We start from the raw sequence: 10,919 nt of genomic DNA on the forward strand, positions 1-10,919 counted from the left end.
AAGCGGGGTTAGGCAAACATCCCGCTTGCTGTGTTCTGTTCTTCTTCAGTTGTGACTTTGTTGAAGGCCTCAGTCAGATCCTTCATGGTGATCTGTTCGCCTCTGCGACGCAGGACAAACATCCCTGCCTCTTTGACAATGATCTTGAGGTCTGCTCCGCTCAGGCCGTTGGCCATCTTAGCAAGTTTGGTCATATCCACATCATCTGCAAGATTCATATGGCGAGTATGGATCCTGAAGATATCCTCGCGAGCTTTTTCATCGGGTATTGGGACCTCGATCACCCTGTCAAACCTTCCCGGGCGAAGAAGTGCCGGGTCAAGCAGGTCTATACGATTTGTGGCCGCTATGATCTTAACTTGGCCGCGTGGCTCGAATCCATCCATCTCGGACAACAGTTGCAGCATTGTACGATTTACTTCTGCAGAACCTGTGGTGCCGTCATGGGTACGCATTCCGCCCACGGCATCGATTTCATCAATAAACAGTATGCACGGGGATTTGTCCCGGGCCATCTGGAATACATCTTTTACAAGCCTTGCTCCTTCTCCGATGAATTTCTGGACCAGGTCCGAACCGGACATACGTATGAAACTTGCATGTGCACGGGATGCCACTGCTTTGGCAATCAGTGTTTTTCCTGTGCCGGGGTCACCGTACATAAGGACACCGGATGGGGGTTCGATACCGATCTTATCGAATAGTTCGGGTTCGGTAAGAGGCATCTCTACGGATTCGATAACCTCGTTGAGGACGTCATCCAGCCCGCCTATCATATCATAATCTACATCAGGGGAACTGATAACTTCCATTATCTGGGCGCGCATGTCGGTTGCTTTGCGCATTACTGATACAATGGAAAATGCAGCATTGATGGATACTCGCACACCTGGTTCGATTTCATCCTTGAATTCTGCGGGGATCTGTGTAACGACTTCCTGGTTGTTGCCATGCTGACGGATAAGCGCCATATCATCTTCTGTTTCCACGACAGTTGCAATGAAAAGGGGGGGTGATGTAATACGCTCGAGTTGTTCCTTGAGTTTTTCCATTTCCTCGAGGTAGTTGTTTGCCAGCATATTTGCTTCAAGAAGCTTTGCTCTCATAGATTCACTCTGGACTCGTAGTTCTTCATTTTCCTTTTTGAGTGATTCGATCTCAGAGTCCATCTCCTCTGCAGTATCAACAGTGTTATTGGTATTTTCAATAGGAGTATTTGCAGTTGCATCGGACATAATGCGTCCCTATGCATATCATCGAATATAAATCCACTCCTGTTTTCAGGTATTATCTGGGCGTGTATTATGTATTTTCATCTATGTTTTTATGATTCTTATCTGTGTTTTTGCGCATATTGTCTTCCTATATGACCTGTTTCACACTTCTATACAGATAAAAACAACCCCTTTATTTCCATTGGAGCAAAAGGCAAGATATGATAATATTTATATCACATTGTTCTCTTTGCTTGTTATGAATAAAGAGAAAAATGGGTCTTTAAATTGTTTAGTTTCATTTTATTGTTATTCACAAGTAAAAAACAGTTTAAAACAAATATATAACAAAAGACTTATATACGATCTTATCATACCAACTATTGCATATAATGGATATGTGTGAAACTGTAATAACGCTTCACAAATCAATCTAAACAATGCAGACCATAAATCTGAGGGGATGAATGGCTTTGCACTCCATTACATCTGAGGGGATGAATGGCTTTGCACTCCATTACATCTGAGGGGATGGATGGACTTATGCAGAGGCTGAAAGATGAAGATTCGACTCGAGTTATTCGATGATGATGACAACGAGGTTGCCAGAGTCCAATTTGAAGGGGATACTTGGCAGAATCGCTCGATCCAGTTTATCAACATGTTCGGAGAGGCGCAACCTCCATCGGAAGAATCTTCATCTTTTAACCTTTCTTCACAATCACAAAACAGTAATGAAGTAAATACTCCTTCACATTCCGGTGTTCAATATCCACCACAGCATCAACAGGTTCCGCCACAGATGGTACCTCCAAATTATCCGCCTGTGCCTGCACAACATTACTATAATCCAATGTATTACCCACCGGTTTACTACCCGTCGATGATGCCACAACCATTACCTCCCATGCAACCCACCACCCAGGCACCATCGATGTCCCAGCCACCTCATGTCCAGCAGGGACAGCAAGGTGGTAGTGTAAACCGGTCCTTTCCTTCTCAACAGGTGAATAAATCAAAATCAGATCCCTCGTTGACAATAAGTGAAAGACTTGAATTGTTCCTGAAATACGAGTTTCCACGTATGTGGGGTACTTCTCAGGAAATACAGCATCAGTATGAGCAAGTGTATGGCCCAATCAAACTGAGCACTGTGTCCACATACCTTTCCCGGATGTATCGTAAAGGTCTCCTCCAGAGACGGGGCAATCGCACCAATCGGGAGTATCTTTATGTGGGCGATATGGAAGAGCAATCTTCAGTTCATCAGTCTTTTTCTCCGGGTTACATCCAGAGGAATGATATTTAATATCTGAAACCTAATCTTTTCTCATGAACTCAGCAGAAAATTCTATAATAAAGGGTTTCGTGCTGGTTGCAATCGGCTTTTTTCTATTGTCCTTAGGTCTTATTATAAAAGCGATTTATGAAAATGCAGGTCACGCAGAATTTGGCGGGCTTGTGCTTATAGGTCCTATCCCCATTGTGATAGGGTCTTCTGAAGGTGTTTCCTATTCAATGCTTCTATTAGGACTTTTAATATTTGGGATTTACATTTTGTTATGGAGGACTAACCGTTGATCGGGAATATACTAGTTTACGGAGGTATGGTTCTTATTGGGTTTGGCATTTTCCTGATAATACGGGGTATCAGTGAACAAAATGTATTTCACAAAAAACAGTCGTTATCACAGGCACATGGTACTGTGAATGGAGTTCAAAAAGATGACAAGGGGGACTCTTTTCGCTCCAATGTCAAAAGTGGGGGAGTGATCATGATCGGCCCCCTGCCGATAATTTTTGGCTCAGACAGCAATACTTCTAAAAAGGCGATGGTGCTTGCCATCATTCTCATGCTGATTTACCTTTTGGTGGTAGTATTGGTATAATTATATACGTTTTCACAACAGATAGGATGTAGTATGCCGGAGTTTGAACTTGTATCAAACTACAGTCCGCGTGGTGACCAGCCACAGGCGATCGAAAACCTCTCGAATGGTATAAACGATGGTTTCACACACCAGACACTGCTGGGTGTGACCGGTTCAGGTAAAACCTTCACAATGGCAAATGTCATTCAAAATGTGCAGAGGCCTACCCTTGTAATTGCTCATAACAAAACCCTTGCAGCCCAGTTGTTTTCAGAATTCCGCGACTTTTTCCCGGACAACGCGGTGGAATATTTTGTCAGTTATTACGATTATTACCAGCCTGAGGCCTATCTTCCCACAACTGATACCTACATTGAAAAGGATTCTTCCATCAATGAAGAGATAGACAGGTTGAGGCTGTCTGCCACCAAGTCGCTTATGGAGCGCAGGGATGTGATTGTTGTATCCAGTGTGTCATGTATCTACAATCTGGGTTCTCCCAGGGAATGGCAGGAAATGTCCCTTTTTATGAAACCGGGGGATGAGGTTGACAGGAGCTGGATATTCAGTAAACTTGTAGATATCCAGTATGAAAGGAATGATGTGGAATTCACCCAGGGTACTTTTCGTGCCCGTGGGGACACTGTTGAGATTTTCCCGGCGCAGGATAATGTAGCAGTGCGGGTAGAGATGTTCGGGGATGAGATTGACAGGATATCCTATTTTGAACCACTTACCGGCAAGGTTGTACGTGAAGTGGAAGACGATATGCAGGTTGTGATATATCCTGCCAAGCATTTTGTTATGCCCCAGTCACAGATTGATCGTGCCCTTGTAGCTATTGAAGAGGAATTGAAGGATACAGTTGCCGAATTTGAAAAACAGGGTCAATTACTGGAAGCCCAGCGTATCATGCAACGCACAAGGTTTGATATCGAAATGATAGAAGAGCTTGGGTATTGCAGTGGTATTGAAAATTATTCCCGTCATTTTGATGGCCGCAAACCAGGTGAGGCTCCTTCTTCACTGCTGGATTTCTTTCCGGATGATTATTTGCTCATCATCGATGAATCCCATGTGACTATCCCGCAGATAGGGGGGATGCATAATGGGGATCGGGCACGCAAAAAATCTCTCATTGAATATGGGTTCCGTTTGCCTTCTGCCTATGACAACCGCCCTCTGAATTACAGGGAATTCGAGGAGAGAATCAATCAGGTTGTTTATGTTTCCGCCACACCTGCGGATTATGAGCTGGGATTGAGTGATCAGGTAGTGGAGCAGATCATTCGTCCGACAGGGCTGGTTGACCCACCAGTCCAGGTCAGGCCTGTGGCAAATCAAATCGATGACCTGATGGAAGAAGTCCGGAAGGTATCGGAAAGCGGTTACAGGACTCTTGTGACAACTCTGACAAAGAAAATGGCTGAGGATCTGACTGACTACCTGCTGGAGATGGGTATCAGGGTGCGATATATGCATTCGGATATTGATACCCTGGAGCGGGCTGAGATCGTGCGGGAATTGCGTAAGGGCACCTTTGATGTGCTTGTGGGGATTAACCTGTTACGTGAAGGATTGGACATTCCCGAGGTCGCTCTTGTGGCAATACTTGATGCAGATAAGGAAGGTTTTCTCAGGTCGGAACGCTCTCTTATCCAGACGATTGGCCGGGCTTCTCGGAATGTGGATGCTTATGCTATTATGTATGCGGACAGGATTACCGGTTCAATGTCCCGTGCAATGAGTGAGATGGAAAGGAGGCGTAATCTGCAACTGGAATTCAATCGCAAGCATAACATCACACCGACCAGTATCATGAAGGAAATTCAGCGTGAAATTGTGGAGGCTGAAGAGGTATCCACTCCTGCTACCGGAGTTGACATGGGTCTTTCCAAAATGGAGGCCAATAGCATGCTTATTGATATGGAGGCGGAGATGCATGAGGCTGCCCGCAACCTGGAATTCGAGGAAGCAGCCCGGCTGAGGGATGCTATCAGGGAAATGAGGGAAACCTATTCCCTGTAATTGTATTCTGTTGCTGGCAAAACCATGTGTTGTGGCATGGCCGAAAGGGTTATATCTAAAAAATACTATCAAGAGGTTGCAGTGAGCGTTGATGGTCTAGTGGCTATGACTGGGGCCTTCCAAGCCCTAAACCCGGGTTCGAATCCCGGTCGACGCACTTTTTCTTACAATCCTGTTTTGGACAAAGATATTTATTAGTAAGTATTTGATGTCTTTTCATGACCACAACAGATATTGTTCTTAAAAAGTTGCATGAGAATGCCAATCCCACTGCTGTGGGTGGTATGAAAAAGTATGGTATCACATCATCTGAAGCATTGGGAGTTTCGATACCAATTCTGCGCAGCATTGCAAAGGAGATCGGAAATGATCATGAACTGCCCCTCTCTCAGAGGATGTGGTCCTGCAAACACTGTCCCCTCGCAGGATTGCAGTGGTTAAGTTCAGGGGCAGCATTTCCGATGCCATCATTTCCATAAACGCAGTTATCTGGAGCAATTCCTGGATTCTCATGATGACATCCGCAAAGACAGGCTGAGCTATGACCCGCCCTGGGTTGCCGGATTTCCTGAAACGTCATGAGATTGCCACAAGGATTGAATGATATTTTTGCGCAACATTAATATCTATGTGTGCCCATGTAAGACCACTTTCCACACAGCCGGACGATAAGTACAGGTTGTAGATATGGAAATATGTGCAATACTTTTCAATCTTTTTGCGGGGGTTGCCCAGCCAGGCCAAAGGCGCAGGGCTTAGGACCCTGTCTTGTAGAAGTTCGTGGGTTCGAATCCCACTCCCCGCATCTGTTTTTTTTGGGTTACAGGTATCCTGAAAAATAGATACTCAGAATTTTAGAAAGTTAGTAGTTCAAATTTAAGTTCCTTCAAGATTGTTAGGAGACATTCTAAAATAATTATTTTTTTGCAAATCTAACAATTAGAAAATTATTATAACCAATACATCAGAAAATAAAAATAATGATTTGTTTTAATAAGGGTATAATTTGTTATTTGAAAAAGATGCGATAAAAGGTTTCTATGACCTTTTACTTTTTAGTACTTATTTTGGAATTGGCTGGTCAGGCGTGACACCATAGTAATTAGTTCTAGCCTTACCCCATGGACAACCATTTGGACCTGTTATCTTCAGTTCAATGTTCTGTAGTGTTTTACATAGACTGTTGCCAGCACGTGCACCTTTGCAGATGGGGCAGAGCTTTTCACAGAATATTGGAGCGTTCTGCTTTCATGGCTTCCATCATTTGCATTAGTTCCTGTACGGTTTTCCCACGGCTGTAATCAGGTGAACGGAGCATATCGCCAAGTTTCTTCCCTGCATCTTCGGCTGCCTGCATTAATTCTTCATCTTTTGTAACATCGGGAGTTGTTTCCAGGGTGATAGGGGCAACATCAGGTCCTTGTAGAAGGTAGGGTATGCCAACCTTGCAGGTTTCACCGTATCCGCAATAGTGGCAGCCAGCAGCACCTATTCCCTGAACATTGTCTACGACTTTAATCACGTTAGCGAAACAGATTTTATTTAGAACATCAGTAGCTGGTGCAGGATTATGGCCACCAAGACTCATAGTAACTGCAAGTTTTCCCCAAAGGATATCAGCTTCACGGTGCCTGAACTGATACCATCTTTCCATGAAAGAAAGCATCGCTGCGTTCAATGTGTCAAAATAGTTGACACCACCCAAAACATATGCGTCGGCTTCAACAATTTTATCACGCAGGGTTTCCATGTCATCATGTACTTTACATACGTTGTCCTCAACGCATGCCATACATGCGATGCATCCACCTATGTTTTTACCGTGCAGTGAAATAAGTTCATATTCACATCCTGTATTCTCCACGATCTTCTTTACAACTTTAATAGAGCCTGAGCGTGATTCTGCCCTTGGGCTTCCTGATATTCCGAGTATTTTCATCTTTTAAACTCCTTATCTATGAATTATTTTACCGATGAATAAAATGCAACAACGCATCGAATTAACTATATGATAATTAACTTGAACATTAAAAAAGATTCGGGGCACTGTTAAGTAGTTAGTATAATATAGTGACCTTAAAAGTTATACTATGGAAAATTGGAAATCAGTTTTCTCCTGGAGCGAGAGAAGAATAAATGTCACCGATACCTTCCATCACCTTGAATCCTTTACTGGTGATCATATAATCACCCCTTTCATGCTGTTGGAGGATCATGCCGCTATCAGTAAGTTTCTGAAGATGGAACAAAAGGTTCCCTCCACGAAGGTCTGTAAGTTTGGAAAGAGCAGAGAAACTCATCGTTTGACCAGAAATAGCTTTTAAGATCTCGAAACGTTTTGCATGACATAAAGATTCCAGCATGTCATCGACTACATCTTCTGTTGGAAGCTGTGATATATACTGCTTCTTATCCTTGTTTACTTCATAGATTCTCATGGACTTCATGAGATTGACCTGTTTTTCAAAAAGGTCGCCTGTCTCGGCGAGACAGATGTCACATTTCTTGTAAGGCAGGATTTCTCTCATGTGTTTAATTTCCGCACGGTTGCTATCAATAGTTTCACTGTCAACCGAATCCTGTTTGATAAGAGCTGCATTCTTTTGCAACATACCTGTAAAGTACGGTCTGCATACTTCGAGCCTTTCACATTTTTCGACCATATTCTTTGCAAGGCCTTCTTTTATATCGTTAGAGAGGTGTTTTTCCAGGGCATTGGAATAGTCATTTCGGACAAAAGCCAGAATGGTTTCGAGGTGTTCCCTGTTGGAATCTTCAATGAATGCCTTCATATCATTCTGTATCTCATCGAGTTTTTCCTTGATGTCATTTAATTCGGACTCTGATCTTTTGCTCATAATAGTGATTTAGGCGCATCGTTAATAAGAGTTTTCAGTGAAACTTTAAGAGTTATTCAAGTTACCTGAATATACTATGTATAGTGCAGTGCCGATTAAGTATATATGAATAACTTGCATATAGCATATTGAGGTAAAATATATGCCAACGTGGAAATATACAGATAAAACAGTTACTAAGGAAGAGCTTGAAAAGTCATTAGAAAGTGTGAAAGGTGCATGCTTTGCATGTGAGACACATAGCGATGATTGCCCCATTGCAAAACTTGGTGGAGAGATTGCATCACTTATGTAAACAGAAAAATGCTGTGGCTGTAATTGCTGAAAGGACAAGGTTCTGAAACCTTTTCCTTTTTCCCCTCTCTTCTGAAAAACTATTTAAATTATGCGATTGAAGTTAGCAAGTTCTATTGGAGGATTTTTTGAAAGGTACCGAATGGAAAGCATGGATCGAAGCATTTCGACTATTTTTTAATGGAGAAGCTCTGCGCTTCTGCATCCCGGTAGTACTTGTTGTTGGCTTACTATTGTCAGCCATTAATCAAGGTGATGTCATTGCAAGTGGAGCGGCAACTACTTTTACATGGTTCAAAGTCGGGATGAACTTTGTAATACCATTTTGTGTTTCCAGCTATGGATATCTTAGAGCGTGTCGGTCAAAAACTCCAATAACTTATTGATAGTGTGGAATTTCATAAAAGTAACAGAGAATTGCATAAATAAATTCGGAGAAAAATATGTCTGCATTAAGTGTATTGGCCTGTAAAATACTCTAGGATGAACTTGTCTAGATCCTGAAGAATGAAATAAGTAGCAGCAATTAATAAAACTGATCTAATCATGCCTGTTCTGAGTATAGTTGCATGTGAAATGCTTGAAGATGAACTTGTACATGTCCTCTCAATTGATCATGACATCAGACAATTGTATTTAGTTGAAGATACGAACAGTTTCAGATTGACGAGGAAACTGAAGTCCAGAGGCATGCGACCTTTCATATTTCCTTTTGATAGGTTATCTGCTATTGTTATGGAAAATAGTAGAAATCTGTTCTCTGAAGGCATTTTGCGTTTTCCAAAGTTTTCTATTTTCAAGAAGATACACTATGCTCTTAAAGCAGGAAAATGTGATCATCTCATTATTGTAGTGAATCTCCTTCCAAAAGACCTGCATGCTGATACGGATCGTCTGCATTCTGAAGTATACCGCAATGCCAGAGATATGGCAAAGTTTTCGGATGGAATCCTGCTTTTCTACGGGAAATGCGCTTACAGTTATGAATCCAAGACCAAGTTAAAGTCACTTGATTGTCCTGTTTATTTCCTGAAAGACAATAACAGTGAGGTTGTGGAAGATTGCATCAGTACCGCACTTGGTGGCAACGATGCGTACACGAAAACCGATCAACTAGGAAAAGGTGTCTTCTATGCAACCCCGATGTGGATTACTTACATGAAAGAGAGGATAAAGCCGGATAGACCATCCAATGATTACAACTATCTGAATGATCCAAATTACAGCCATCTCTTCAAGATAAACAGACTGGATTCTGACAATGCTGACTTTTCCATAAACGCATCGGAGTTCGCAAAAACCTTTGACATGGATATCATCAATATTAACGGCACTATGAAAATAGCAATTGACTCCTATATGAATGCGAAACTTGCGGTATGTAAAGACTCAGATTGATATTGTTTTTAACATAGTTGGAGTTACCCAAGTGAATTAAGTATAGTGCTGATTAAGTATGTACTAAATAGCTACCTATAGACAGGCAATAGTTATGTTGCTCTGCAAACACAGTATTTGCACAGGGACATTTCCTCTAATATATGCTCACTCTTTGCAGGACAGTAATTAAATGCCATCGTTTTCAAAAACCGTCTGATTTTCATCCATGTACATTCCTGGCGGATGAAGTGGTTCTTTCACTATAAAAGTCAGATATGTGGAAATAATACGGGTATATTCCTTCAAATACCTTTGATCGGGAGCATACTCATCCATATACTTGTTAATCCTGAAACTAAAATCTTCAAGCTTTCCAGTATCAATCTCCTCGGACAAATCTGTGCAATTTCTTTCTTTTAATTCATAAAATTTCTTACGGTTATATTTTGCAAGATATTCAATATTATACTGAAGACTCCCACGAGGACCCTGAATATCCCCTGTTTCTTTTTTATTAACCCTTGCTAGATACCCTGAAGATAAATTGGAAGCTTCTTTTTGTAATAAAAATAATAGTTCACATGAATTCATATGAAATCCCTCCTCATTTTTTTATATGAAACATCTTTCAAGCTATAGTTTCGCTTAGTTTGTCTTTTGTGTCCGTCTGTTCTGTCTCTTGTCTGTCGCCTACATTTGTCTCCTGAATTCCCACTCAAAGAGACAAAAAGGACAGCTAAGCGACACCAAATTCAAGCATTTGCAACAAGTTTTTCCCATTGTTCTAAACGTTCTCTTACATGAGCATTAAGTTTAAAAGGCTTGTCTGCTTTTGCATTTTGTTTCATGTAATGCAATGTTCCTTTTGAAAAACCTAGATTTTTCCACTCAACATAGGATATATCAAGAATCAACTTCCTTATTTCCATATTGTCCTGTCTTTCAATTTCATATCCTTGTGACACAAAATCAACGGTTTTCTTTTTACCAACAAGGTATTGAGCCAGTTATCTTGTCTCAATCCCCATAAGGCCTCTAATTGTACCTGATTTCATAAATCTACATTCTCATCTATACTTGAGTTGCCATACTGTACCGAAAACGAAAAAAGGCATTTCACTAACCCATATCTATATAAGATAGGAACAAGTAATTTTTAAGTAATTATAGGAGGGATTATATGAAAACATTAGTAACATATATGTCACAGACAGGAAATACAAAGAAAATAGCTGAAGCAATATATGAGGAAATTACCGGTGAGAAGGATATCA

General features: G+C 41.5%; 13 protein-coding genes, 2 tRNA genes and 1 pseudogene. 11 read left to right on the forward strand and 5 right to left on the reverse strand.

What is annotated here, in order from left to right:
* Nucleotides 1–8: 8 nt before the first annotated feature.
* Complete coding sequence (locus tag CI957_RS06475; RefSeq protein WP_128754501.1) at nucleotides 9–1,235, reverse strand: proteasome-activating nucleotidase; 1,227 nt, start codon at nucleotides 1,233–1,235, stop codon at nucleotides 9–11.
* Nucleotides 1,236–1,773: 538 nt separating this feature from the next.
* Between CI957_RS06475 and CI957_RS06480 the strand changes: the two genes are divergently transcribed.
* The 7 genes from CI957_RS06480 (at nucleotide 1,774) to CI957_RS06510 (ending at nucleotide 5,918) form a co-directional block, all read left to right on the forward strand.
* Nucleotides 1,774–2,523 (forward strand): hypothetical protein, encoded by a 750-nt coding sequence (locus CI957_RS06480; RefSeq protein WP_128754502.1) that lies wholly within the window; start codon nucleotides 1,774–1,776, stop codon nucleotides 2,521–2,523.
* Between the two features lie 23 nt (nucleotides 2,524–2,546).
* Nucleotides 2,547–2,795: a DUF131 domain-containing protein gene (locus CI957_RS06485; RefSeq protein WP_096712800.1), complete on the forward strand. Its 249-nt coding sequence runs from the start codon at nucleotides 2,547–2,549 to the stop codon at nucleotides 2,793–2,795.
* A 26-nt stretch (nucleotides 2,796–2,821) separates the two neighbouring features.
* On the forward strand, nucleotides 2,822–3,103 hold the full coding sequence (locus CI957_RS06490) for a TIGR00304 family protein (protein ID WP_128754503.1): 282 nt from the start codon (nucleotides 2,822–2,824) through the stop codon (nucleotides 3,101–3,103).
* Between the two features lie 33 nt (nucleotides 3,104–3,136).
* Nucleotides 3,137–5,113: an excinuclease ABC subunit UvrB gene (gene uvrB, locus CI957_RS06495; protein WP_128754504.1), complete on the forward strand. Its 1,977-nt coding sequence runs from the start codon at nucleotides 3,137–3,139 to the stop codon at nucleotides 5,111–5,113.
* Nucleotides 5,114–5,198: 85 nt separating this feature from the next.
* Nucleotides 5,199–5,270: transfer RNA gene (locus tag CI957_RS06500), tRNA-Gly, on the forward strand.
* Nucleotides 5,271–5,331: 61 nt separating this feature from the next.
* Complete coding sequence (locus tag CI957_RS06505) at nucleotides 5,332–5,592, forward strand: DNA alkylation repair protein (RefSeq protein ID WP_128754505.1); 261 nt, start codon at nucleotides 5,332–5,334, stop codon at nucleotides 5,590–5,592.
* A 241-nt stretch (nucleotides 5,593–5,833) separates the two neighbouring features.
* Nucleotides 5,834–5,918: transfer RNA gene (locus CI957_RS06510), tRNA-Leu, on the forward strand.
* 417 nt (nucleotides 5,919–6,335) lie between these two features.
* Here CI957_RS06510 and CI957_RS06515 read toward each other — a convergent pair.
* Nucleotides 6,336–7,052: a flavodoxin family protein gene (locus CI957_RS06515; protein ID WP_096712801.1), complete on the reverse strand. Its 717-nt coding sequence runs from the start codon at nucleotides 7,050–7,052 to the stop codon at nucleotides 6,336–6,338.
* A 166-nt stretch (nucleotides 7,053–7,218) separates the two neighbouring features.
* A complete protein-coding gene (locus CI957_RS06520) occupies nucleotides 7,219–7,971 on the reverse strand; it encodes a winged helix-turn-helix domain-containing protein (RefSeq protein ID WP_096712802.1) in 753 nt (250 codons plus the stop codon).
* Between the two features lie 142 nt (nucleotides 7,972–8,113).
* Here CI957_RS06520 and CI957_RS10640 point away from each other — a divergent pair, with 142 nt between their 5' ends.
* The 3 genes from CI957_RS10640 (at nucleotide 8,114) to CI957_RS06530 (ending at nucleotide 9,663) form a co-directional block, all read left to right on the forward strand.
* Entirely contained in the window at nucleotides 8,114–8,266 is a 153-nt protein-coding gene (locus CI957_RS10640; protein ID WP_164909049.1) for a hypothetical protein, read from the forward strand.
* Nucleotides 8,267–8,393: 127 nt separating this feature from the next.
* Complete coding sequence (gene nrtS / locus CI957_RS11225; RefSeq protein ID WP_206631050.1) at nucleotides 8,394–8,651, forward strand: nitrate/nitrite transporter NrtS; 258 nt, start codon at nucleotides 8,394–8,396, stop codon at nucleotides 8,649–8,651.
* A 160-nt stretch (nucleotides 8,652–8,811) separates the two neighbouring features.
* Nucleotides 8,812–9,663: a DUF1638 domain-containing protein gene (locus tag CI957_RS06530; protein WP_096712804.1), complete on the forward strand. Its 852-nt coding sequence runs from the start codon at nucleotides 8,812–8,814 to the stop codon at nucleotides 9,661–9,663.
* Nucleotides 9,664–9,831: 168 nt separating this feature from the next.
* Here CI957_RS06530 and CI957_RS06535 read toward each other — a convergent pair whose 3' ends face one another.
* Both CI957_RS06535 and CI957_RS06540 read right to left on the reverse strand, forming a co-directional pair.
* Nucleotides 9,832–10,236, reverse strand: coding sequence for a DUF2115 family protein (locus CI957_RS06535; protein ID WP_096712805.1), 405 nt, complete (start codon nucleotides 10,234–10,236; stop codon nucleotides 9,832–9,834).
* A gap of 161 nt (nucleotides 10,237–10,397) precedes the next feature.
* Nucleotides 10,398–10,610 (reverse strand): hypothetical protein, encoded by a 213-nt coding sequence (locus CI957_RS06540; protein WP_241645971.1) that lies wholly within the window; start codon nucleotides 10,608–10,610, stop codon nucleotides 10,398–10,400.
* A gap of 236 nt (nucleotides 10,611–10,846) precedes the next feature.
* Here CI957_RS06540 and CI957_RS06545 point away from each other — a divergent pair.
* Nucleotides 10,847–10,919, forward strand: a pseudogene (locus tag CI957_RS06545) (flavodoxin family protein); the annotation flags it as partial.

This window comes from Methanohalophilus sp. WG1-DM (assembly GCF_004104135.1).
Classification (GTDB): Archaea; Halobacteriota; Methanosarcinia; order Methanosarcinales; family Methanosarcinaceae; genus Methanohalophilus; species Methanohalophilus euhalobius.

Bases quoted from the DNA above. Each gene is read 5' to 3' on its own strand.
- CI957_RS06475 (WP_128754501.1), bottom strand. From the start codon at position 1,235: ATGTCCGATGCAACTGCAAATACTCCTATTGAAAATACCAATAACACT.
- CI957_RS06480 (WP_128754502.1), top strand. From the start codon at position 1,774: ATGAAGATTCGACTCGAGTTATTCGATGATGATGACAACGAGGTTGCC.
- CI957_RS06485 (WP_096712800.1), top strand. From the start codon at position 2,547: ATGAACTCAGCAGAAAATTCTATAATAAAGGGTTTCGTGCTGGTTGCA.
- CI957_RS06490 (WP_128754503.1), top strand. From the start codon at position 2,822: ATGGTTCTTATTGGGTTTGGCATTTTCCTGATAATACGGGGTATCAGT.
- uvrB (WP_128754504.1), top strand. From the start codon at position 3,137: ATGCCGGAGTTTGAACTTGTATCAAACTACAGTCCGCGTGGTGACCAG.
- CI957_RS06505 (WP_128754505.1), top strand. From the start codon at position 5,332: ATGACCACAACAGATATTGTTCTTAAAAAGTTGCATGAGAATGCCAAT.
- CI957_RS06515 (WP_096712801.1), bottom strand. From the start codon at position 7,052: ATGAAAATACTCGGAATATCAGGAAGCCCAAGGGCAGAATCACGCTCA.
- CI957_RS06520 (WP_096712802.1), bottom strand. From the start codon at position 7,971: ATGAGCAAAAGATCAGAGTCCGAATTAAATGACATCAAGGAAAAACTC.
- CI957_RS10640 (WP_164909049.1), top strand. From the start codon at position 8,114: ATGCCAACGTGGAAATATACAGATAAAACAGTTACTAAGGAAGAGCTT.
- CI957_RS06530 (WP_096712804.1), top strand. From the start codon at position 8,812: ATGCCTGTTCTGAGTATAGTTGCATGTGAAATGCTTGAAGATGAACTT.
- CI957_RS06535 (WP_096712805.1), bottom strand. From the start codon at position 10,236: ATGAATTCATGTGAACTATTATTTTTATTACAAAAAGAAGCTTCCAAT.